Annotated in this window: 20 protein-coding genes; 16 read left to right on the plus strand and 4 right to left on the minus strand. The window is 44.1% G+C overall.

Annotation, left to right across the window (positions count from 1 at the left end):
- Positions 1-71: 71 nt before the first annotated feature.
- From rpsO to ELZ11_RS00800, 5 genes are all read left to right on the plus strand, one after another.
- Positions 72-341, plus strand: a complete 270-nt coding sequence (rpsO, locus tag ELZ11_RS00780) for a 30S ribosomal protein S15 (RefSeq protein WP_004728948.1) — start codon at positions 72-74, stop codon at positions 339-341.
- A 351-nt stretch (positions 342-692) separates the two neighbouring features.
- The gene (pnp, locus tag ELZ11_RS00785) at positions 693-2,813 is read left to right on the plus strand and encodes a polyribonucleotide nucleotidyltransferase (RefSeq protein WP_137355464.1); all 2,121 of its coding nucleotides are present in this window, start codon (positions 693-695) and stop codon (positions 2,811-2,813) included.
- A 128-nt stretch (positions 2,814-2,941) separates the two neighbouring features.
- Positions 2,942-3,853, plus strand: coding sequence for a lipoprotein NlpI (gene nlpI, locus ELZ11_RS00790; protein WP_137355465.1), 912 nt, complete (start codon positions 2,942-2,944; stop codon positions 3,851-3,853).
- Between the two features lie 106 nt (positions 3,854-3,959).
- Positions 3,960-4,367: a MarR family winged helix-turn-helix transcriptional regulator gene (locus ELZ11_RS00795; RefSeq protein ID WP_137355466.1), complete on the plus strand. Its 408-nt coding sequence runs from the start codon at positions 3,960-3,962 to the stop codon at positions 4,365-4,367.
- A 58-nt stretch (positions 4,368-4,425) separates the two neighbouring features.
- On the plus strand, positions 4,426-5,763 hold the full coding sequence (locus tag ELZ11_RS00800) for an MATE family efflux transporter (protein ID WP_137355467.1): 1,338 nt from the start codon (positions 4,426-4,428) through the stop codon (positions 5,761-5,763).
- Positions 5,764-5,809: 46 nt separating this feature from the next.
- On the opposite strand, the gene ELZ11_RS00805 is transcribed toward ELZ11_RS00800, so the two are convergent.
- From ELZ11_RS00805 to ELZ11_RS00815, 3 genes are all read right to left on the minus strand, one after another.
- The gene (locus ELZ11_RS00805) at positions 5,810-6,688 is read right to left on the minus strand and encodes a U32 family peptidase (protein WP_167494606.1); all 879 of its coding nucleotides are present in this window, start codon (positions 6,686-6,688) and stop codon (positions 5,810-5,812) included.
- A gap of 21 nt (positions 6,689-6,709) precedes the next feature.
- Positions 6,710-7,723, minus strand: coding sequence for a ubiquinone anaerobic biosynthesis protein UbiU (ubiU, locus tag ELZ11_RS00810; RefSeq protein ID WP_137355469.1), 1,014 nt, complete (start codon positions 7,721-7,723; stop codon positions 6,710-6,712).
- A 122-nt stretch (positions 7,724-7,845) separates the two neighbouring features.
- Positions 7,846-9,885 (minus strand): bifunctional diguanylate cyclase/phosphodiesterase, encoded by a 2,040-nt coding sequence (locus ELZ11_RS00815; RefSeq protein ID WP_137355470.1) that lies wholly within the window; start codon positions 9,883-9,885, stop codon positions 7,846-7,848.
- 194 nt (positions 9,886-10,079) lie between these two features.
- Here ELZ11_RS00815 and ubiT point away from each other — a divergent pair, with 194 nt between their 5' ends.
- The 4 genes from ubiT (at position 10,080) to rimI (ending at position 12,015) form a co-directional block, all read left to right on the plus strand.
- Positions 10,080-10,607, plus strand: coding sequence for a ubiquinone anaerobic biosynthesis accessory factor UbiT (gene ubiT, locus ELZ11_RS00820; protein WP_167494607.1), 528 nt, complete (start codon positions 10,080-10,082; stop codon positions 10,605-10,607).
- The gene (locus ELZ11_RS00825) at positions 10,591-11,094 is read left to right on the plus strand and encodes a GNAT family N-acetyltransferase (protein ID WP_137355472.1); all 504 of its coding nucleotides are present in this window, start codon (positions 10,591-10,593) and stop codon (positions 11,092-11,094) included. Before ubiT ends, ELZ11_RS00825 begins: the two co-directional genes overlap by 17 nt.
- 83 nt (positions 11,095-11,177) lie before the next feature.
- Complete coding sequence (locus tag ELZ11_RS00830) at positions 11,178-11,576, plus strand: DNA polymerase III subunit psi (protein ID WP_137355473.1); 399 nt, start codon at positions 11,178-11,180, stop codon at positions 11,574-11,576.
- Positions 11,569-12,015, plus strand: coding sequence for a ribosomal protein S18-alanine N-acetyltransferase (rimI, locus tag ELZ11_RS00835; RefSeq protein ID WP_137355474.1), 447 nt, complete (start codon positions 11,569-11,571; stop codon positions 12,013-12,015). Before ELZ11_RS00830 ends, rimI begins: the two co-directional genes overlap by 8 nt.
- Before the next feature lie 9 nt (positions 12,016-12,024).
- On the opposite strand, the gene ELZ11_RS00840 is transcribed toward rimI, so the two are convergent.
- Positions 12,025-14,070: a putative bifunctional diguanylate cyclase/phosphodiesterase gene (locus ELZ11_RS00840; protein ID WP_137355475.1), complete on the minus strand. Its 2,046-nt coding sequence runs from the start codon at positions 14,068-14,070 to the stop codon at positions 12,025-12,027.
- A 236-nt stretch (positions 14,071-14,306) separates the two neighbouring features.
- On the opposite strand from ELZ11_RS00840, the gene prfC reads away from it, so the two are divergent.
- From prfC to ELZ11_RS00870, 7 genes are all read left to right on the plus strand, one after another.
- A complete protein-coding gene (gene prfC, locus ELZ11_RS00845) occupies positions 14,307-15,896 on the plus strand; it encodes a peptide chain release factor 3 (RefSeq protein ID WP_137355476.1) in 1,590 nt (529 codons plus the stop codon).
- A gap of 105 nt (positions 15,897-16,001) precedes the next feature.
- Positions 16,002-16,136: a DUF5363 family protein gene (locus ELZ11_RS23710; RefSeq protein ID WP_167494608.1), complete on the plus strand. Its 135-nt coding sequence runs from the start codon at positions 16,002-16,004 to the stop codon at positions 16,134-16,136.
- On the plus strand, positions 16,129-16,932 hold the full coding sequence (locus ELZ11_RS00850; protein WP_137355477.1) for a TatD family hydrolase: 804 nt from the start codon (positions 16,129-16,131) through the stop codon (positions 16,930-16,932). The genes ELZ11_RS23710 and ELZ11_RS00850 overlap by 8 nt, the downstream gene beginning before the upstream one ends.
- 204 nt (positions 16,933-17,136) lie before the next feature.
- Entirely contained in the window at positions 17,137-18,399 is a 1,263-nt protein-coding gene (locus ELZ11_RS00855; protein WP_137355478.1) for a NupC/NupG family nucleoside CNT transporter, read from the plus strand.
- A 528-nt stretch (positions 18,400-18,927) separates the two neighbouring features.
- Positions 18,928-19,704, plus strand: coding sequence for a deoxyribose-phosphate aldolase (gene deoC / locus ELZ11_RS00860; protein WP_137355479.1), 777 nt, complete (start codon positions 18,928-18,930; stop codon positions 19,702-19,704).
- Between the two features lie 243 nt (positions 19,705-19,947).
- Complete coding sequence (gene deoA / locus ELZ11_RS00865; RefSeq protein ID WP_137355480.1) at positions 19,948-21,303, plus strand: thymidine phosphorylase; 1,356 nt, start codon at positions 19,948-19,950, stop codon at positions 21,301-21,303.
- Positions 21,304-21,324: 21 nt separating this feature from the next.
- On the plus strand, positions 21,325-22,545 hold the full coding sequence (locus tag ELZ11_RS00870) for a phosphopentomutase (protein WP_137355481.1): 1,221 nt from the start codon (positions 21,325-21,327) through the stop codon (positions 22,543-22,545).
- Positions 22,546-22,569 lie beyond the last annotated feature (24 nt).

Below are 22,569 nucleotides of genomic sequence, written 5' to 3' on the forward strand. Positions count from 1 at the left end.
TCGGCTCGCGTAGCGGCTGAATCAGAGATTGGCTGCTACAAATATTAAACTACTCTTATCAGGAGAGAATTATGTCTCTGAATGCAGAAACTAAAGCAGCAATCGTTGCAGAATACGCACGCGCTGAAGGCGATACTGGTTCACCAGAAGTACAAGTAGCACTACTAACTGCTTCTATCAACCACCTTCAAGGTCACTTCAAAGCACACAAAGGCGATCACCACAGCCGTCGTGGTCTTCTACGTATGGTTTCTAGCCGTCGTAAGCTTCTTGACTACCTGAAAGGTAAAGACCTTTCTCGTTACCAAGATCTAATCAAGCGTCTAGGCCTACGTCGCTAATAGCGATGTCTGCAAAGACAGTTTGAAGAAAAAGGAGCATTTATGCTCCTTTTTTTGTGCCTGCGAAACAGATATGAAATCTATGCTGTGTACAACTAGGTTTTTGGCTCTGAAAATGTCTCTTCTTAAAAAAATAGTTTATACTCTTGCACGCTCATAATTCTTTCAATTATGCGCTTTCACTTTGCTCAACAATTACAGTCACAGATGTCGGCCAATAGGTCGCGACTATTAAAAGTAGATGGCGTTATTTTATAAATAACCTCCGTCTTTTTTTACTAGTCGCGATTAGTAATTGCTGAGTACTCATTCACTAATTCTGAAGATGACTCTTCAGAAGAAGGAAATACAATGTTCGAAAAACCAGTAGTAAAAACGTTTCAGTACGGTAACCACACCGTAACTCTAGAAACAGGTGTTATTGCACGTCAAGCAACGTCTGCAGTAATGGTAACAATGGACGATACGTCAGTATTCGTTTCAGTTGTTGGTAAAAAAGAAGCGGTAGAAGGTCAAGACTTCTTCCCTCTAACAGTTAACTACCAAGAGCGTACTTACGCTGCTGGTAAAATCCCTGGTGGTTTCTTCAAGCGTGAAGGTCGTCCATCTGAAGGCGAAACATTAACTGCTCGTCTTATCGACCGTCCAATTCGTCCTCTTTTCCCGGATGCATTCAAAAACGAAGTTCAAGTTATCGCTACGGTAATGTCTGTAAACCCAGACGTTCAACCTGATATGGTAACTATGATTGGTACTTCTGCTGCTCTAGCTATTTCTGGTATCCCATTCAACGGTCCTATCGGTGCTGCACGTGTTGGCCACATTGATGGTCAGCTAGTACTTAACCCAAGCAACACTGAGCTAGAAACATCTAAGCTTGATCTTGTTGTTTCAGGTACAGATAACGCTGTACTTATGGTTGAATCTGAAGCAGACAACCTGACTGAAGAAGAAATGCTTTCTGCAGTAGTATTCGGTCACGATCAACAACAAGTTGTTATCAATGCTATCAACGAGTTTGCTGCTGAAGTTGCAACTCCTGCATGGGATTGGACTGCGCCAGAAGAGAACACAGTTCTTAATACTCGCATTGCTGAGCTAGCAGAAGCTAAGCTAGTTGAAGCGTACCAAATCACTGAAAAAATGACTCGTTACGACCGCATCCACGCGATCGCAGCAGAAGTTAACGAAGTTCTAGTATCTGAAAACGAAGAAGTGAACCTAAAAGAAGTTCACTCTATCTTCCACGATCTAGAGAAAACAGTTGTACGTCGCAGCATCATTGCGGGTAACCCACGTATCGATGGTCGTGAAAAAGACATGGTTCGTGCGCTAGACGTACGCACTGGTGTTCTTCCTCGTACACACGGTTCTTCTCTGTTCACTCGCGGTGAAACTCAAGCTATCGTTACTGCTACTCTAGGTACGCAGCGTGATGCTCAAATCATCGACGAGCTAACTGGTGAGCGTAAAGATCACTTCCTACTACACTACAACTTCCCTCCATACTGTGTTGGTGAAACTGGCTTTGTAGGTTCTCCTAAGCGTCGTGAAATCGGTCACGGTAAACTAGCTAAGCGTGGTATTGCTGCAGTAATGCCTTCTGTTGAAGAATTCCCATACACAGTTCGTGTTGTATCGGAAATCACTGAATCTAACGGTTCTTCTTCAATGGCTTCTGTATGTGGTACATCTCTAGCACTTATGGATGCTGGTGTTCCAATTAAGTCTTCTGTTGCGGGTATCGCAATGGGTCTAGTTAAAGAAGGCGACGACTTTGTTGTTCTTTCTGACATCCTTGGCGACGAAGATCACCTAGGTGACATGGACTTTAAAGTAGCGGGTACTAACGAAGGTATCACTGCGCTACAGATGGATATCAAGATCGAAGGTATCACCAAAGAAATCATGCAAATTGCTCTTAACCAAGCGCAAGGTGCACGTAAGCACATCCTTTCTGTAATGGATGAAGCGATTTCTGGTGCTCGTGAAGATATTTCTCAATTTGCTCCACGTATCCACTCAATGAAGATCAACCCAGACAAGATCCGTGACGTTATCGGTAAAGGTGGCGCAGTTATCCGTTCTCTATGTGAAGAGACTGGTACAACTATCGAGATCGAAGATGACGGTACAGTGAAGATCGCTGCAACTTCTGGTGAGCAAGCTGATGATGCAATCAACCGCATTAAAGCGCTAACTGCTGAAGTTGAAGTTGGTACTATCTACACGGGTAAAGTTGCTCGTTTAGCTGACTTCGGTGCATTCGTAACGATCCTTCCTGGTAAAGATGGTCTAGTACATATTTCTCAAATCGCTGACAAGCGTATCGAGAAAGTATCTGACTACCTAACTGAAGGCCAAGAAGTTCAAGTTAAAGTACTTGAGATCGACCGCCAAGGCCGTGTACGTCTAAGCATGAAAGAAGCAGTAGAAAAGCCAGCTGAAGACGCAGCGCCAGCAGCTGAATAATTCTATTGTGCCTGAATCGATGAGCTTATCGCTTTTTAGCGTTTTCTAGCCCATACGATTAAAAGCATGTTATAAAGGGAGCATTATCGCTCCCTTTTTTATTGCGGTCATAACAGGAGTATCTATTTGTGAAATGGTTTCAAACCGCGAGTTTGTTTTTACTCATTACATTAACTGGGTGTGCTTCCACAACAGAATCACCGAGCCAGTGGGTGTACCCTCCAATGGCGGTACCACTTCAGGCTAGCGTGCAGCAAGAAGTTCAGATTGCTCGGCTTACTCAGCTACTACAACGTACTGATTTAAAAAATGAAGTACGAGCTAAAATGCTCTTTGAACGTGGCAATTACTATGACAGTGTAGGCCTACGAGATTTAGCGCGTTTGGACTTTAATCAGTCGCTTTCGTTAAACCCTGCTCAGCCAGATATTTTTAACCTGCTAGGTGTGTACTTCACGCAAGTGGGTGAGTTTGATGCGGCTTATGAGGCGTTTGACTCAACGTTAGAGCTGGATCCGTCAAACTCTTACGCAGAGCGTAATCGCTCAATTGCACTTTATTATGGCGAGCGTTATGAATTAGCCAGCGAAGAGATGGCAAAGCATTACTCTGATGACCCAAGCGATCCATTTAGAGCCTTATGGTCTTACATTATTCAATATGAATTAGAACCAGAGCAAGCCAAGCTTGATTTACAAGCTCGCTACGCTGAACGTGATGAATCCTGGGGCTGGGTACTCGTAGCCATCATGCTTGAAGACATCACTGAAGAACAAGCCTTTAAAGCGATTCTAGCAGGTACTCGCGATAATACTTTGCTTGCACAACGACTAACGGAAACCTATTTCTACTTAGCGAAGCGCTACCACATGCAAGGAGACTTCGCGAATGCGATTTCTTTGTATAAATTGGCGTTGTCGTTTAATGTTTATGAGTACGTTGAACACCGTTACTCTTATTTAGAGTTAGCTCGTATTTTCGAACAAGTTCAAGCAGATAGAATTGCACAAGCGAAAGCACAGCAAGCCGCTGCAGAATAAGTAAAAGCTTGACTATTAAAACCGCTGCTCAGTCAGCGGTTTTTTGTTGTCCAAATTTTAATAATTGAGTAATATAGTTAGCCTTGCTAACTATATTGGGTGCGTGATGCTAGCGAAAAACTTAGAGAAAATAGAGCGTTTTGCCTCTAAAATTTGGCGCGTACACAGTAAGGAAGATCCGATTGGTCAGTTAAGCTTTAATGAATATGACTATCTTAAAGTCATACAGTCGGCTCCTGAACCTATTCGTTTAACGGATCTCGCGAAAGAAATGGAAGTGACGAAGCCTTCTGCAACCAACATGGTTCAGCGCTTAGAAAGGAAAGGGCTGGTAGAGCGTAAGGCGTGTGTGGAAGATGCACGGGCCAAGCGGGTAGCCTTGACGGAAAAAGCTGAACTAGGGCTAGAGGAAGAAAGTCGTGTATATGGAATTATGGCTCAAGGTATTGAGAAAAGACTCTCGAAAGATGAAGTGCAGCAACTGAATTTATTGTTGAACAAAGCACTCAAGTAATACATTTAATTTTTTAGTTAGCTTGGTTAACTAAATGAGAAAGAACAGAGATACGTTGATGAGTAATTCAATTTACCGCCAGTTTTGGCGTTACACAATTCCGACCGTAGCCGCGATGCTCGTAAACGGCCTTTACCAAGTAGTTGATGGTATTTTCATTGGTCGCTATGTTGGCGCAGATGGGCTAGCTGGGATTAATGTCGCATGGCCTGTGATTGGCACGATTCTAGGTTTGGGAATGATGATTGGGGTTGGTACGGGGGCTCTGGTATCGATCAAACAAGGTGAAAAGAAATCATCTGAAGCAAAGCAAACGCTAGCGACTGGCTTATTAATGTTAGTGATACTAGCACCTATTGTGGCGACGGTATTATGGTTCTTCTCCGATGACTTCTTGATCATGCAAGGTGCTGAGGGAAGGGTACTTGAATTAGGTGTTCAATATTTGGATATTCTGATCGTCGCAAGTGTGTTTTCACTAGGCTCTATCGCAATTCCTTTCTTGCTAAGAAATGATGATAGTCCGAACTTAGCGACCATTTTGATGATTGTTGGGGCAGTAATAAATATTGCACTCGACTATGTGTTCATCGCATTGCTTGATTGGGAGCTGACTGGCGCGGCGATCGCGACTGGTATTGCTCAAATGACGGTAACATTATTAGGTGTAGGGTACTTTTTCTCGAAACGAGCTAAGGTACGTTTGACCAGAAAATGTTTGGTCATGCGAACTGAGTTTGTTCCTACCATCATGACTATCGGTATTTCAAGCTTCTTTATGTACGCTTATGGCTCGATGATGGTGGCGTTACATAATGTCTTGTTCACCGAATACGGCAGTACGTTGTTGATCGGTGCTTATGCCATCATTGGATACATAGTGACGGTCTACTACCTGACTGTTGAAGGGGTTGCGAATGGTATGCAGCCTTTAGTGAGCTATAACTATGGCGCTAAAAATAGTGCCAATATTCGCAAACTTCTAAATGTGGCAATGATAACTTCAGTAGTCGGTGGAATTGTATTTGTAGTGGTGCTGAATTTATTCCCTTACCAAGCGGTATCGGTATTCAACTCTAGTGATACAGAGCTAATTGAACGTGCTGTGATTGGCCTAAGATTACATATGTTTTCATTGTTTTTAGATGGTTTCTTAGTGGTAGCTGCCGCCTATTATCAGTCAGTCAATAAAGGCAGTAAAGCGATGTTCGTAACGATAGGCAATATGTTAGTTCAGCTGCCATTCCTTTATATCCTGCCAAAGATATGGGGCATTACTGGTGTTTGGATCGCGTACCCAATTTCAAACATTGCGTTAAGCTTGGTGGTGATTGTAATGTTGATGAAAGATGTAAATAAGCTGAAATCAGACAACTTACAACCGGTAGCGGCATAAAAATAAAAGGTCTAGCTTGTGCTAGACCTTTTGCATATTGAATGTGTTAGATATTTTTGACTTCTAGGCCCGCGAGCTGGTGCCAATAGCCGTTACATTGACGGTCGTTGATTACTTGTGGGTTCTCGCCTTGCTCATTGGCTTTGAATTTATCGACTTCAGAGAAGGTATCGATGCCTAATGGACTTAGGCGAACGACATCAACAAGCTGAGACATGCTCGGTAAGTCATTAATCAAGTTATAACAGTAACCAGATTGAGTTTGGATGCCATTGAGGTTAAACACAGATTGGCCTTCTTGGCTGTCTACTTGAAGCCCTGTTGGGTATTTGATGCAGCAGGTCTCACAGTCATCCTTAGCTTTGTTTTCGGCTCTTGCGGTAAAGCAGCGCGCAGAATAAGCCAAAGGCAGATAACCATGGCTGAACACTTCAACTTCAAACTGATTGCGAATACCCAGTGTGTCACATTGCTCTAATACGTTGGTAAGCCACTCTCTTGAGAGTTCAACCGGCATGCACCAGCGGGTCATCCCTTGTTTCAAGAATAAGTTCAGTGTGTGCGCGTTGTAAGTGTTTACTGCGGGGCCCACTACAAAGGGTACTTTGTTAGTGCTTGCTAACTGAATCGCAGAGACATCGTTAGCTTCAATCGCGAAGTCGCCATTGTCGATGTATTTTTTCATGATGCTAACTTCGCTTGGTGCTTCGAGCAGCGCCATCGTGGATAGCACTACTTGTTTGCCTGAAGCGGACAGCTCTTTCGCGATATCTAACCAGTTTTTGACTTTCATTTCTCGGCGCTTAGAGCATACGGACTCGCCTAGATAAATGATATCTGCGGAACTTGATTTCGCTTGCTCATAAAAGCTTTCCACGTCTTGTTTAGGCCAAAAGTACAGAAGTGGACCTAACGCGTATTTCATTGAATTCTCCATTCTCTACCCTTATTGCCATTTACGGTGGTATGCACCGAGTGTCGTTTGAGTGCCTTCTGAGACATTCGCTAGCGCAGCATCCCATGCTTGTTCAACGTGATATTGCTCAGGATTTGCCATATAGCGATCAATAGCTGCACGCCAAGTGCGAGTGACTTGTTCTACGTAAGCGGGGCTGCGTTGACGACCTTCGATTTTAACCGAAGCAACGTTAGCTGCGAATAATTCTGGCAGCATAGATAGTGTGTTTAGGCTCGTGGGTTCTTCAAGTGCGTGATAGCGCTTACGCTCACCATCGATATCCGCTTCAAAACGGCCTTTGCATAAGGTTGGATAGCCGGCATTTTCACCCGCGGAATATTTATCAATTAAAATTTCATTGAGTCGTGATTCCAGCCCTGAATCTGTTTCTTGCCAGCGAACGTATTTGGCTGGAGAGCAGGCACCTACGGTATTCGGTGACTCACCCGTCATGTATGAAGAAAGGTAACAACGCCCTTCAGACATGATGCACAGACTGCCGAAGGCAAACACTTCTAAGTCGACATCTGAAGTGATATTACGCGATAGTTGCTTAACCTGCTGGATAGAAAGCACTCGCGGTAAAACGACACGTTTGACATTAAAATTTTGCTGATAGAAGTCTATTGCAGCGACGTTAGTGGCAGAGGCTTGCACCGAAAGGTGGAGTTCTAAGTTGGGGTATTTATTGGCAGCGTACTCTAGCACAGCGATATCGGCGACGATCAGCGCATCAACACCAAGAGCGGCTGCATTATCGACAGCGTTTGTCCAGCGCTCGAATCCATGTGGATGAGCGAATGTATTGAGTGCTACGTGAATTTTTTTATTGCGGTCATGCACGTACTGGACAGCACGGTCCAGTTTTTTACCTGCGAAGTTGAGACCTGCAAAGTGTCGTGCGTTTGTGTCATCTTTAAAACCGATGTAGACCGCATCTGCCCCGCAATCAATTGCTGTTTTTAATGCAGGTAAGTTACCTGCAGGACATAGGAGTTCCATGTGCTCACTACCAATAGGGAAATCAAGACCCGCATTTTATGAAGGATTATGAATAGCAAAATTGATGTGAGGCAGGTTTAGTTGAATAAATCGAGTTTTACTCAGTAAGAGGTAGCGTGGCGCTAGTTTTTATGGCGACGATTTTGTGCGAAGAGTTCTTCTACTTCATCTTTAGGCTGAGGGCGATAAAAGTGAAATCCCTGAATGGAGTTACAATTGAGGTTAGATAGCAGTGTTGCTTGCTCGCGCGTTTCTACCCCTTCTGCGACAACGGTTAGGTTCAGTGATTTACCTAAATTGATGATGTTTTCAATGACCGTGACTTGCTTCGGCAGAGTATCAATATCGGTAATGAATGCTCGGTCTATCTTAAGCTCATCAATCGGGAATCGTGCTAGATAAGACAGCGAAGAATAGCCCGTTCCGAAATCATCAATAGACAGTGCGAAGCCCAGTTTTTTGATGGCGTTAAGCATTTGCAGAGTATGATCGCTGTCGCTCATCACTGCACTTTCAGTGAGCTCAAACGTAATCGCGCTTGGATCAAGATCGGTGGTGCGCAGTAATTTCTCCATGTAGTCGATCAATTTTGGGTTACCAAATTGTTCTGGAGATAAATTGATGGCGACTCTGCCAGGCAGGATACCTTGCATCTTCCAACGTTTAACCGTGCTAAACACCTCGCGCATGACAACACGACCAAGGTGTTCAATTAGGCCTGCACGCTCTGCTACGGGAATAAACGCGCCAGGGCTAATGTAGCCTTCTACAGGGTGTTTCCAACGGACCAGTGCTTCTGCGCCGTTGATACTGAAATCACGAGCATTAACCTTAGGTTGGTACCACACCTCTAGGCCGTTTTGTTGTAGCGCTTTCTGCAATTCGATCTCAAGCCAAAGGCGCATACGCGCTTCTTTGTTCATTTGGTCATTGAACTTGATTAAGCGGTTACGGCCACGATCTTTGGCTTCGTACATGGCGGTATCGGCATTTTGTAACAGAATTCGAGCGTCATTGCCGTCTTGTGGGAAGAGCACACTACCGATAGAACAAGCCAGTCTCTTGCTAAAGTGGTGTAGGTCAAAAGGCTGATTAATCAAAGAGATAATTCGCTCTGCGAGCATTTCGGCCATTCGGTTGTTTTCTGGCTCAGGCAGAATAATACCGAATTCATCACCGCCTAGGTGACCAAGTACCGCGTGGCGTGGCAGTAAGCGTTTTAAGCGAGAAGAAACTTCTTTGATCACTTTGTCACCGATGTGATGACCTAATGAATCATTAATGTTTTTGAAGTTATCGATATCTAGATAGAGCATCACAACAGGAGTTTCATTGTAAATGAATTGCTCTAAGCGCTTGGTAAATCCAACACGGTTATACAGTTTGGTTAGATCATCGATATAAGCGTCTTCATTTTCTGTTGCGGCAAGCTGCTTAGGAGATTCCTGGGCATCTTGCACCAACACGATTTGTGACTCGCTGCCAAGTAGGGCGGTGGAGTCGACGTGAAGCTGGATTTTACGCTCAAAACCACAGCGTGGTCCTGTTAAACAAACCAAACCAGACTCAGTAACAATAGACCCAATTTTATTGTTAAAGACCGTTTTGGTTTGTGCATCAATAAAAAGTCTGCCTAATTCCTCGCCCACAAGTTCTGTTGCAGAATTAAAGCCGAGCAATCGTGCGGCGGCTGGGTTCGCCGACAAAATGTAATCATCTTCGACTTGCAGTAACCCATCAGGTAATAAATGCGTGAGCTTGTGAAACTTAGATTCAGATTCTTCGAGCGAGCGGATAAGAACTTGGTTCTCTGAGGTATCAATGGCGTGAAATACGATGTATTCGGTCGTACTGTCTTTATCGATTGGCGAGAGACTAAAGTGAATACTGGTTTCGAGATCCGTTTCATTGAGGGTGATTTCGGCTTCAATAGTTTCACCGTTGAAGGCGCGATCGTAGTATGGCTTGATGTGGTTGTAGAACTGTTCACCGAGGGTTTGGCTATCATTCATGCCGACCAGTTCAGCTTGGCTTAAGCCTGCAATATCACAATAACGCTCATTAACCATACAGTAGTTATGTTGAGCATCGATAACCGCGAAAAAAAATGGGCTATTAGACGTGAGTTTTGCAAACCAGTGCTGTAGTTGCTGGGGAAGCATCAAAGTACTACCAATTCTCCAAGAGCTTGAGTTTTCACCATAAGTGAAGTCGATATAAGGTAACTATAACTGTGATTTTATATATATAAAAGGGTCAATACCAAAGCGAGTTTGTTTGATTCACAACAGGAATCTAGGTTGGCATATCATCTATGATGGATCAATTGTTATTGATAAAGTTACGGATAAGTCACGTGATAAACAAGATACGCGCTCAACTAGTTCAAAATGCAGCATCAATTTTGCGATCTCCAGTCCACTTATTACCGAAAAGCGTTCAAAAAAGAGCCTTATTAGAAGGTTTGAAAACGGTATTCAAAGAAGCCTTAGAAGATGGTGATTTCGAGTTTCTTGAAGATAAGTGGTTGAAAGTTTCAATAAAAGATATGGGGTTAAATTGGTGTATTAGTTATCAGGATGAAAAACTAGTCGTAGCGGACAAAGAAGTCGCTGAAGATGTGAGCTTTAGCGGTAACTTGAACGACCTTGTTTTAATCGCTGGCCGAAAAGAAGACCCTGATACTTTATTCTTCCAGCGCCGTTTAAGCATAGAAGGTGATACTGAGCTTGGTTTAGAGGTGAAAAACCTAATGGATAGTGTTGACCTTGAGTTATTACCGGTTCCTGTTCAAAGACTATTAAATCAATTAGCTGATTTTGTGCAGAAGGGGGTACAATCCCCTCATACACAAAATGAGGTATTGAATGCTTATTCGAACTGAAGCGCCTGCTGACATTCTTGCAGTAGACCGTTTATTGAAATCTGTTTTTGAAACAGAGGCCGAAGCCAAGCTAGTCATGAGCTTGCGTGAAAATAGCCACTTAACCCTGTCATTGGTCGCTTGTGCTGATGATGGTGAAGTGATTGGCCATGCAATGTTTAGCCCAGTATTACTGCAAGGTGAAGACTACAATTGGCAAGGTTTGGCTCCGTTAGCCGTGAAAGCAGAACATCAAAACCAAGGCATTGGCGGCTCTTTAGTAAAAGAAGGCTTATCTTCATTAGCAGAATTTGGCTATCCTGGATGCGTGGTGCTTGGTGACCCAAACTACTACGGTCGATTTGGGTTTAAAGCGGCGAGCCTTTTTAACTTTGACTGTAAATGGGATGTGCCTGAAGGTGCCTTTCAAGCTGTAGAGTTAGCAGAAGGCAGTTTTTCTGGGAAGTCAGGAACGATAGAATATAGCCCTGAATTCGACGAACTGTAATTGTTCGATATGGATGAGAAATAAAGGAGCTTGATGCTCCTTTATTTTTTGTTAGTATCAGCGCGTTCAATAAGGGTCATTTTATGCCACAAACCGAGTTGCAATACTTACAAGAAATGGGAATCAGCTATTGGGAATTAGAACACCCAGAGCGATTAGCTGGTTATAACGTTCAACCATTATCTTTACCTGAGAGCTGTAAGCTTTTATTGGTGTCTTCTGAGAAGCCTAGCGGTGAGTTAGCGGTGATGTTTGAGCGGGTGTTAAAAAGTATTAAGTTAAACCTCGACCAAGCGCTGCACATCACCCCAAGTGAGTTTTCTGCCGTTGACGCAAGTTCATTGGAGTGGGTGTGGTTTGCGGGTTGCTCTGCACCGGATAGCGCATCCGGCAAAGTATTACAATCTCCTTTACTGTCAGATATTGATGGTAATAACCAACAACGCCGCGCTCTGTGGCAACAGATATGCAGTTATGACTAACCAATTTATTCCATTAACTTCTTCTCATGTCGATGCCATTTGGAGCATTGAACAAGCGGCCCACTCTCACCCTTGGAAGCAGTCTATGATTGCCGACGTGGAGAGCCGCGGAGCCTGTCATCATGTTCTTTTAGTTGATGATAAGGTGGTAGGGTATTTCTATGCGCAAAATATCGTTGGGGAAGTGACTCTACTCAATATTGCGGTCAGCCCTAATGAACAAGGAAAGGGTTACGGGAAAGCTCTGATCGAATTCTTTTTGCAAATGTGCGACAAAGCAAAAGCAGAAAGTGCGTGGTTAGAAGTACGCGAGAGTAACCAAAGCGCTTTTGGCCTCTACGAATGGGTTGGATTCAACGAAGTCGATCGCCGCCGCAATTATTACCCAACCGCTAATGGCAAAGAAGATGCTATTATCATGAGTTACATATTCTTCTAAAAAGGGACGCTAGCTGCTTTTGGCCAGTGGCGTAGAGTCGATATCATAGTGAGGTTGCAGCAAACGCTGAGTGACCTCACTGACAGGTAACGGTTTATCAAACAGGTAGCCTTGGAACTGTTTACAACCAAGAGATTTCAAGGATTCCAATTCAAAGCAATCTTCCACACCTTCTGCGATAACCTCTAAGTTCAAACGGCGCGCCGTCATGATGATGGTGTCTACCAACGCTTGGTCACTTTCATCTAAGTGCAGCTGCGTAACGAAGGAACGGTCAATTTTTAATACGTCTACCGCCAAGTGTTTTAGGTAACGCAGTGAGGAATATCCAGTACCAAAGTCATCGATAGAGATTTGCAGATTATGCTCTTTTAGCTGTGCCATTTTTTGAATGGCGTCATCAACGTTTTCTAACAGCAAGCTCTCGGTGATCTCGAGTTCAATGTGATCTCCCTTGATCCCTGCTTGAGACAAGGTATGAGTGATGTGCTCCACAAATGAATCTTGTGAAAACTGTAAAGTACTAATGTTAATCGCTAGTCGATGAAAACTCTCAGGTAGTACGCCTTGCTTTTCCCACTTCGCATATTGGAAACAGGCCTGTTCAATGATCCAATCGCCAATTTGCAGTATTTGACCTGTCTCTTCGGCGATAGGCATGAAGACACCAGGAGGTAACAACCCACGCTCTGGATGGTTCCAACGTATCAAAGCTTCAACGCCAATAATCTCGTGTTTATCATTAACCTGAGGTTGGTAATAGAGCTCTAGCTGCTCTTTACTAAGCGCTTCGTGTAAGCCTTTCTCTATGTCGAGAAACGACTCAACTTGAGCCTGCATTTCTGGCTCGTAGAACATGTATTTGTTTCTGCCAGCCACTTTGGCGCGGTATAGAGCAGTATCCGCTTGTCTCAGTACATCAATGCTGGTGGCATCGACCGATGGGAATACTGAAATGCCAATACTCACGGTGCAATACAATTGGTGGTCATCAATCGAGTACGGGTTAGAGATTAATGCGAGCAATTGTTTTGCTAAGTCAGGCGCATTTTCTGGCTTAACATTTGGCATCAAAATCGTAAATTCGTCGCCGCCGATCCTGGCGGCTAGATCCCCATCTTTTACCCACGCTTCAATTCTCATCGCGATCGCTTTGATCAAGTGGTCACCAATGGTGTGACCTAACGAGTCATTAATGGTTTTAAAACGATCAAGATCTAAATAAAACAGCGCGCCAGAAGTGTGAGATTTTACCGCCGAACTGATGGTCTCGTTTAAGGTCTTGAGCAGGAGACTGCGGTTGGCAAGACCGGTAAGTGAATCATAGTAGGCGAGTTGATTGAGTTGACTTTCAGCAGCCTCACGCGCTTGCCACAAGTTGTGGAACGAGGTAGCCAAACGGCTAAGTTCATCTTGTCGGTTCGCGGTTGGAAGTGGTAACGCGGTTTGTCTGTCTTGTAGTGATTTTACCCACTCGATAAGTGTGACGATGGGCTTCGATAATTTGTAATAGAAGAAAGCCAATAGGATAGTAGTCAGTAAGATATTACGGATTAAATCAAACAGAAGAATACGGCTTGATTTAGAAATAAAGGCTTCGGCAATCGTAGAGCCATTCACTGAGAAGCTGAGCGTACCCACAACTACGCTTGAATTTGGCTGGTGTAATTCAGCACTGTAAAAAGGAGAACTAGGGGTAAGGAAATCAGACAAAATTTGAGTAATGAGATCCTGTTGTTCGATGACTCGGTCTTTCTTCGTCAACATATCGCCAAAATCATCGACAATTTCAACGCTATAAACAGCAGTATCCATCATCAAGCTTGATGCGACTTGCTCTGCCAATAAATGGTTAAGGTGATAGGCGGCTTGGCTAGCATTAGAGTAGTTTTGTAATAGCTTAAATTGGTAGTGCTCTTCAATTCGAACCTGTTCCTGATGAAGATCCACCAAGATATGGTACAAACTAAAGAAAATGCCTAGTACCACGGATACTAGAAACACTGTTTTGGCTTGCTTAAATGCTAAAGAATGAATTTTTTTTGTATTCGTCATACCTAAAACCATAGTCCCCTATCTATTTAGTTATAGCTCATATTTATTGATAGTTTAGTAATAGACAGTATTTTCATTAACATCATGGTTATATGGTGATGATCCTTTGATCACAGACAAGTTGCCCATTGAGTAAATATAGGGGAAAATACGCCGCAATTAGATTCGCCTAGCTAGCTCTTGTGCAAACGAGCCTTCCTTGTTGTTACGGTTAGCCCACAAAGAAGATCACATTCATGTCAAATACACCATTTATTGGTGAGGTCTCTAAACGTAGAACCTTCGCCATTATTTCCCACCCAGATGCGGGTAAAACGACGATTACTGAAAAAGTACTTTTATTCGGAAACGCGATTCAAAAAGCGGGTACCGTAAAAGGCCGTGGCTCTAGCCAACACGCTAAGTCTGACTGGATGGAAATGGAAAAAGAACGTGGTATCTCGGTAACAACCTCGGTAATGCAGTTTCCATACAACGAGTGCCTAGTTAACCTTCTTGATACTCCTGGACACGAAGACTTCTCGGAAGATACTTACCGTACTCTGACAGCGGTTGATTCATGTTTGATGGTAATCGATGCCGCGAAAGGTGTCGAGGATCGTACTCGTAAACTGATGGAAGTAACGCGTCTACGTGATACACCAATCGTAACCTTTATGAACAAACTTGACCGTGATGTTCGTGACCCAATGGAAGTATTGGATGAAGTGGAAAGTGAGTTAGGTATGGCTTGTGCTCCAATTTCTTGGCCAATCGGTTGTGGTAAAGAGTTTAAAGGCGTGTATCACATCCACCGTGATGAAACGATTTTGTACGAATCAGGTCATGGTCATGAGATCCAAGAAGTTCGCACAATTAAAGGTCTAGATAACCCTGAACTTGATGAAGCTGTAGGCGCTGATCTAGCGGAAAGCGTGCGTGAAGAATTAGAGCTAGTCATTGGTGCATGTCCTGAATTTGACCATGACTTGTTCTTAGCAGGTGAATTAACGCCAGTTTACTTCGGTACCGCATTGGGTAACTTTGGTGTTGACCACATGCTAGATGGTCTGACTAAGTGGGCTCCTGGCCCTCAGACGCGCCAAGCGAATGAGCGTGAAGTTGTTGCGACGGAAGAAAAATTCTCAGGCTTCGTATTCAAGATCCAGGCAAACATGGATCCAAAGCACCGTGACCGTATCGCATTTATGCGTATCGTATCGGGCACTTACAGCCAAGGCATGAAAATGAACCATGTTCGTACTGGCAAGAACGTTAGCATTTCAGACGCGGTTACCTTCATGGCGGGTGATCGTTCTCGTGCCGAGAAAGCGTATGCTGGTGACATTATCGGTCTGCACAACCACGGTACGATTCAGATTGGTGATACCTTTACCCAAGGTGAAAACCTGAAGTTCTCAGGTATCCCTAACTTTGCACCGGAGCTTTTCCGTCGTATTCGTCTGCGCGATCCACTAAAACAGAAGCAGCTACTTAAAGGCTTAGTTCAATTGTCTGAAGAAGGTGCGGTTCAAGTATTCCGTCCGCTGCAGAACAATGACTTGATCGTTGGTGCGGTAGGTGTGCTTCAGTTTGATGTGGTTGTGGCACGCTTGAAAGCGGAATACAACGTTGAAGCGATATACGAAAGTGTGAACGTTGCAACGGCACGTTGGGTTGAGTGTGATGACGCGAAGAAGCTAGAAGAATTCAAACGTAAGAACCAAACTAACTTAGCACTAGATGGCGGCGATAACTTATCATACATCGCGCCAACTATGGTTAACTTGAACTTAGCGTCAGAACGATTCCCTGATGTAGAGTTCCGCGCAACGCGCGAGCACTAATCGTTGCGGTAACACTTAGCGTTAATTCAATAACGCTGTTCGAGTGAATTAAATACGTCTATTGTTCTGCAATAGGCGTTTTTTGTTGTTTGGAGAGTAGCTAGCATGCTGAAGTGGTTTAAAGCTTGGATAAAAAAGTACGATGATTGGTGCCAACAGCTTGGATTGACCCCTGAGAATAAGCGTAGTTGCGTGCCTTACCGAACTGATCCAGTAAAAGAAGACAAAAGCCGTGACTAGCCATGATATTGCGTCGCTTAATGTTCCTCTCTTTGACACTCATTGCCACTTCGATTTTGAGGCATTTCCTCAAGGCGCTGAACAGTATATAGAGGAAGCAAAATTAGCGGGCGTTGAAAAACTGCTGCTACCTGCAATAGGGGCAAGTAACTGGCAGCAAGTGATGGCTATCGGGAACACACATCCCAATGTGTATTTCGCTTTAGGGGTTCATCCCTATTTTCTTAATGATTATTCTTTCGATTCTTTAGAAGTTCTCGAAGCGCATTTAAAAGTGAACCCTACTAGATGCGTTGCGGTAGGGGAGTGCGGTTTAGACTTTGCTATCGATGTCGATCAATCCAAGCAAGAAGCTTTCTTTGTCCAGCAATTAGAGCTCGCTAAGCAATATCAATTACCGATTATTTTGCATGAGCGTAAATCCCACAATCGACTGATTCAATTGCTCAAACAGCATAGGTTTGAAAATGGTGGGGTGATACATGGGTTTTCTGGAAGTGAGCAACAAGCAAAAGAGTGGATCAAGTTAGGCTTTTATATTGGTGTTGGAGGAACGATTACCTACCCAAGAGCGCGAAAGACGCGCCAGACGATTGCACAATTACCGCTCAACACCTTGGTTTTAGAAACAGACGCACCAGATATGCCATTTTACGGGCAGCAAGGAAATGTTAACCACTCTAAATATTTGCTTACGTTAATAAATGAACTTTCTTTGCTGAGAAAAGATTCAAAGCAAACGATTGCATCTCAACTATGGGAAAATAGCCACAAACTATTCGGTATATGTGAATAGAATCTGAATATTTTGTTTATCGTTTGCCTGGATTTCAATGTAAAGGTGATTTGTGTCACATAAGTGTGTGAACGGCACATGAATCTTATACTAAAGTGTGAAGGCGGCATTACTTTATTGATAGGTGCATGAGTATAATTGCCTCCGCTTTATAGCTCCATTTTGTAACACGCCAATAAATAACTAATAAGGAAGTCATAAACTATGAGCCTGTTTATGAGCCTAGTCGGTATGGTTGTACTAATTGCAATCGCAGTACTACTATCTGACAACCGCAAAGCTATTAACTTTAGAACAGTGGGTGGCGCATTCGCTATCCAATTCGCACTTGGTGCATTTGTACTTTACATCCCTTGGGGTCGTGATCTACTTGCAGGTTTCTCTGCTGGTGTAGCTAACGTGATCGACTACGGTAAAGACGGTACTGGTTTCCTATTTGGTAGCCTAGTTAACTTCTCTGTTGACGGTATCGGTTTCATCTTTGCATTCCAAGTTCTACCTACTCTAATCTTCTTCTCTGCACTTATCTCTGTACTTTACTACATTGGTGTTATGCAATGGGTTATCAAGATTCTTGGTGGTGGTCTTCAAAAAGCACTAGGTACTTCACGTGCCGAATCTATGTCTGCAGCAGCTAACATCTTTGTTGGTCAAACTGAAGCACCACTTGTGGTTCGTCCGTTTGTTCCAAAAATGACACAATCTGAGCTATTCGCAGTAATGTGTGGTGGTTTAGCGTCTGTTGCTGGTGGTGTACTAGCGGGTTACGCATCTATGGGTGTACCTCTAGAGTACCTAGTTGCAGCATCATTCATGGCAGCACCGGGTGGTCTACTATTCGCTAAAATCATCAAGCCTGAAACTGACACGCCAGACGATAACATCGCTGACGAAATGGACGGCGGCGACGACAAACCAGCTAACGTTATCGACGCAGCAGCAGGCGGCGCATCAGTTGGTCTACAACTAGCACTTAACGTTGGTGCAATGCTACTAGCATTCATCGGTCTAATCGCTCTTATCAACGGTATCCTAGGTGGCGTTGGCGGTTGGTTCGGTATGGACAACCTAACTCTAGAACTTCTTCTAGGTTGGATCTTCGCTCCGCTAGCATTCATCATTGGTGTTCCATGGGAAGAAGCAACTATCGCTGGTTCTTTCATTGGTCAGAAGACAGTTGTTAACGAATTCGTTGCATACCTAAACTTCGTACCATACGTTGGTGAGAACGCTCAAATCGTTGAAGCGACTGGCCAAGTAATGTCTGTTAAGACTCAAGCAATTATCTCGTTCGCACTATGTGGTTTCGCAAACCTTTCTTCTATCGCGATTCTACTAGGTGGTCTAGGTGGTCTAGCTCCAAACCGTCGTCACGACATCGCTCGTATGGGTGTTAAAGCGGTTATTGCTGGTACTCTATCTAACCTGATGGCAGCGACAATTGCTGGCTTCTTCCTATCTTTCTAATCAAGTAGATTTAGATATATAGACGCCACTTTAATATCGCCCCGTAGCAAGAAATTGCTGCGGGGCTTTTTTGTTTTTAGGCCTGGAAAAACTTTCACAGCAGCTAGGTTTAGAAACTTTTTTGAGATACAAACCGTTTGCGTTCTAAGGAGCACTACAATTTTTTATAGAAATCTATAATGTGTAAGCTATAGGGATAGGATTCCCTTGTTGGCTTAGTGCTTGTATAGCTTGAATGCTATTCCTCATTACGATGAGCGAGCCTAGGAATATAGCCATACTTAGCTTGAGCTAAACAAGCTTTACGCTATAGATGTTAGACACAACATAACTGAATTGTTGTGCCATAGACCAAACTGGTACTGTGCGGTGACAAGGATAGCAATTGATGGCGCAAGGGTGCGTTAATCAAGTCTTCAGGGAACCAAGTCCGTTCATTTGTGACTACTGAGCATTACTAAAATATCCATCTATACTGGATGGAGGGCGAAGTAGTTAACTATTTGAATATATTGATCGGAGATAGAAATGAGCGATTTAAAAGCAGCAGCTCTACGTGCACTTAAACTTATGGACCTAACTACGCTGAATGACGATGACACGAATGAAAAAGTGATCTCTCTATGTCATGACGCTAAGACTGCAGTTGGTAACACTGCTGCAATCTGTATCTACCCACGCTTTATTCCTATTGCTAAGAAGACACTTCGTGAGCAAGGTACACCAGAAGTTCGTATTGCGACTGTAACTAACTTCCCTCATGGTAATGACGACATCGACATCGCAGTTGCTGAAACAAAAGCAGCAGTTGCATACGGTGCAGACGAAGTAGACGTAGTATTCCCATACCGCGCACTTATCGCTGGTAACGAAGAAGTTGGTTTTGAGCTTGTTAAGCAATGTAAAGCTGCTTGTGGTGACATCACGCTTAAAGTAATCATCGAAACTGGTGAGCTAAAAGAAGAAGCACTGATCAAGAAAGCTTCTCAAATCTGTATCGAAGCGGGTGCAGACTTCATCAAAACTTCTACTGGTAAAGTGCCAGTAAACGCGACTCCAGAGTACGCTCGCATGATGCTTGAAGTGATCCGTGATATGGGCGTAGCAAAAACAGTTGGTTTCAAACCTGCTGGTGGCGTACGTACAGCAGAAGATGCAGCGGCTTACCTTGCAATGGCTGATGAGCTACTTGGCGCAGAGTGGGCAGACAACATGCACTACCGCTTTGGTGCATCAAGCTTGCTAACTAACCTTTTGAATACATTAGAAGTAACAGACGAAACTGCAGATCCTGCAGCTTACTAATTTACTTGTTCTATTTGACGCTGCAGCGTCGCTGGCTTCGTAAGTTCTACCTGCTTAATTACAGAGAGCTTCTATGCTCATAGGCATGAACTTCAATTTCCTTCTTGGAAAGGCCGCTTAGCTGCAACGTTAGGTATTTGAAGTAAAACTTAAAAATAAAGTCTGTTTGGTGGAGTAGCAAACTGCTGCTCCACGTTACCTCTTTACCTTACAACCATCTCATCGCGAGTTTGGGAGGATCTAATGTCTGAAGCAAACAAAACAACTCAAACCTTCTTACCCCAAGAAATTATCCGCAGAAAGCGTGACGGCGAAGTCTTATCAGCAGAAGAAATTAACTTCTTTATTCAAGGCGTAGCGAAAAACACGGTTTCTGAAGGCCAAATTGCAGCATTTGCAATGGCGATTTTTTTCAATGAAATGACTATGCCAGAGCGTATTGCCTTGACGTGTGCAATGCGAGATTCAGGCATGGTTATCGATTGGAGCCACATGAACTTTGAAGGCCCAATCGTAGATAAACACTCTACTGGTGGTGTAGGTGACGTAACTTCATTAATGCTTGGCCCTATGGTGGCAGCATGTGGCGGTTTCGTTCCAATGATTTCTGGTCGTGGTCTTGGCCATACTGGCGGCACGCTAGATAAGCTTGAGTCTATCCCAGGCTACAACATCACACCGACCAACGAAGTATTTGGTGAAGTGACCAAAGATGCTGGTGTCGCGATCATCGGCCAAACGGGTGACTTAGCTCCGGCTGATAAACGTGTTTATGCGACTCGCGATATTACAGCAACAGTCGACAATATCTCACTCATCACCGCTTCAATCCTATCTAAGAAGTTGGCTGCAGGCCTAGATTCTCTAGTAATGGATGTAAAAGTGGGCTCAGGCGCATTCATGCCAACCTACGAAGCATCTGAAGAGCTAGCAAAATCTATCGTTGCAGTAGCAAACGGTGCGGGTACTAAGACAACAGCAATCCTAACGGACATGAACCAAGTTCTGGCTTCTTCAGCGGGTAATGCCGTAGAAGTACGCGAAGCGGTTCAATTTCTAACGGGTGAATACCGTAACCCACGTTTGCTAGAAATTACGCTAGCGTCATGCGCGGAAATGTTGGTATTGGGTAACCTTGCGAAAGACTCAGACGAAGCTCGCGACAAGCTGATGACTGTATTGGATAACGGTAAAGCGGCAGAGTGCTTCGGCAAGATGGTCACAGGCCTTGGTGGCCCAGCAGATTTCGTAGAAAACTACGATAATTACCTAGAGAAAGCAGAAGTTATTAAACCAGTGTACGCACTAGAAAGTGGCGTTGTATCAGCTATGGATACGCGTGCAATTGGTATGGCTGTTGTTGGTATGGGCGGTGGTCGCCGCGTAGCAACAGACAGCATCGATTACGCTGTTGGTTTTGACGGCTTTATTCGCTTAGGCGAAGTCGCAAGTGAAGATAAACCATTAGCAATAATTCATGCCCGCAACGAAGAGCAGTGGAATGAAGCTGCCAAAGCGCTACAAAGTGCTATTACTGTGGGTGGAGAGTACACAGCAACTCCAGATGTTTACCGTCAAATCCGCTCGGAAGACGTATAAATTACACTGGTGGAGAGAGCAATGAAAAGAGCATTTATTTTAGTTTTAGATTCATTTGGTGTAGGTGAAACTGCAGACGCTGACAAATTCGGTGATGTGGGTTCAGATACGATGGGTCACATCGCAGATCATTGTGATAAAGGTTTAGCAGATAACGCGGATCGTAAAGGACCACTAACATTGCCAAACCTGTCAAAGCTAGGTCTAGCGATGGCGCATAAAGAGTCGACAGGTCGCTTTGCTCCAGGTATGGATGCAGATGCGGAAATCATTGGCGCTTACGGTCACGCAGCAGAGCTATCTTCAGGTAAAGACACACCATCTGGTCACTGGGAGATCGCAGGGGTTCCAGTATTGTTTGACTGGGGTTACTTTACCGATAAAGAAAACAGCTTCCCTAAAGAGCTGACTGATCGAATCTTAGAGCGCGCGGGCTTGTCTGGTTTTCTAGGCAACTGCCATGCATCAGGCACTCAAGTACTGGACGATCTAGGTGAAGAGCACATGAAGACTGGTTTGCCGATCTTCTACACTTCTGCAGATTCGGTTTTCCAAATCGCTTGTCACGAAGAAACTTTCGGCTTACAGAACCTATTGGATCTTTGCCAGATCGCTCGTGAAGAGTTAGAAGAGTACAACATCGGCCGTGTAATCGCTCGTCCGTTCATTGGCCCTGGTAAAGGCCAATTCGAACGTACAGGTAACCGTCGTGACCTTTCTGTTGAACCACCTGCAGCAACGATTCTACAAAAGCTGGTTGATGAGAAAGGTGGTCAAGTCCACTCGATCGGTAAGATCTCTGATATTTACGCTGGTTGCGGTATCACGAAGAAAACAAAAGCGACGGGTATTCCTGCACTATTTGAAGCCACTAAAGATGCAATCAAAGAAGCTGGCGATAACACCATTGTTTTCACGAACTTTGTAGATTTTGACTCAGCTTATGGTCACCGTCGTGATGTGGCTGGCTACGCTGCTGCATTAGAGTACTTCGATGGTCGTATCAATGAAGTGATTGAACTGATGGAAGAAGATGATGTTCTTATTCTAACGGCTGACCATGGTTGTGATCCAACGTGGCCTGGCACTGACCATACGCGTGAGCACATTCCAGTGATCGTTTACGGTCAGAAAGTACCTGCTGGCTCATTAGGTCGTCGCGATACATTCGCTGATATTGGACAAAGCCTTGCAGAGCACTTTGGTACGTCACCAATGGAATATGGCAAAAGCTTTCTATAATGTTTTTAAATAGAGAGGCTTGCC

Origin of the sequence: Vibrio profundi (genome assembly GCF_005281835.1) — a bacterium.
Taxonomy (GTDB): domain Bacteria; phylum Pseudomonadota; class Gammaproteobacteria; order Enterobacterales; family Vibrionaceae; genus Vibrio; species Vibrio profundi.

Excerpts from the sequence above, each read along its gene's own strand:
- ELZ11_RS00825 (WP_137355472.1), top strand. The coding sequence starts at position 10,591 with ATGCTTATTCGAACTGAAGCGCCTGCTGACATTCTTGCAGTAGACCGT.
- deoC (WP_137355479.1), top strand. The coding sequence starts at position 18,928 with ATGAGCGATTTAAAAGCAGCAGCTCTACGTGCACTTAAACTTATGGAC.
- rimI (WP_137355474.1), top strand. The coding sequence starts at position 11,569 with ATGACTAACCAATTTATTCCATTAACTTCTTCTCATGTCGATGCCATT.
- deoA (WP_137355480.1), top strand. The coding sequence starts at position 19,948 with ATGTCTGAAGCAAACAAAACAACTCAAACCTTCTTACCCCAAGAAATT.
- prfC (WP_137355476.1), top strand. The coding sequence starts at position 14,307 with ATGTCAAATACACCATTTATTGGTGAGGTCTCTAAACGTAGAACCTTC.
- ELZ11_RS00855 (WP_137355478.1), top strand. The coding sequence starts at position 17,137 with ATGAGCCTGTTTATGAGCCTAGTCGGTATGGTTGTACTAATTGCAATC.
- ELZ11_RS00870 (WP_137355481.1), top strand. The coding sequence starts at position 21,325 with ATGAAAAGAGCATTTATTTTAGTTTTAGATTCATTTGGTGTAGGTGAA.
- ELZ11_RS00840 (WP_137355475.1), bottom strand. The coding sequence starts at position 14,070 with ATGACGAATACAAAAAAAATTCATTCTTTAGCATTTAAGCAAGCCAAA.
- rpsO (WP_004728948.1), top strand. The coding sequence starts at position 72 with ATGTCTCTGAATGCAGAAACTAAAGCAGCAATCGTTGCAGAATACGCA.
- ELZ11_RS00795 (WP_137355466.1), top strand. The coding sequence starts at position 3,960 with ATGCTAGCGAAAAACTTAGAGAAAATAGAGCGTTTTGCCTCTAAAATT.
- ELZ11_RS23710 (WP_167494608.1), top strand. The coding sequence starts at position 16,002 with ATGCTGAAGTGGTTTAAAGCTTGGATAAAAAAGTACGATGATTGGTGC.
- ELZ11_RS00815 (WP_137355470.1), bottom strand. The coding sequence starts at position 9,885 with ATGCTTCCCCAGCAACTACAGCACTGGTTTGCAAAACTCACGTCTAAT.
- ELZ11_RS00800 (WP_137355467.1), top strand. The coding sequence starts at position 4,426 with ATGAGTAATTCAATTTACCGCCAGTTTTGGCGTTACACAATTCCGACC.
- pnp (WP_137355464.1), top strand. The coding sequence starts at position 693 with ATGTTCGAAAAACCAGTAGTAAAAACGTTTCAGTACGGTAACCACACC.
- ELZ11_RS00805 (WP_167494606.1), bottom strand. The coding sequence starts at position 6,688 with ATGAAATACGCGTTAGGTCCACTTCTGTACTTTTGGCCTAAACAAGAC.
- ELZ11_RS00830 (WP_137355473.1), top strand. The coding sequence starts at position 11,178 with ATGCCACAAACCGAGTTGCAATACTTACAAGAAATGGGAATCAGCTAT.
- ubiU (WP_137355469.1), bottom strand. The coding sequence starts at position 7,723 with ATGGAACTCCTATGTCCTGCAGGTAACTTACCTGCATTAAAAACAGCA.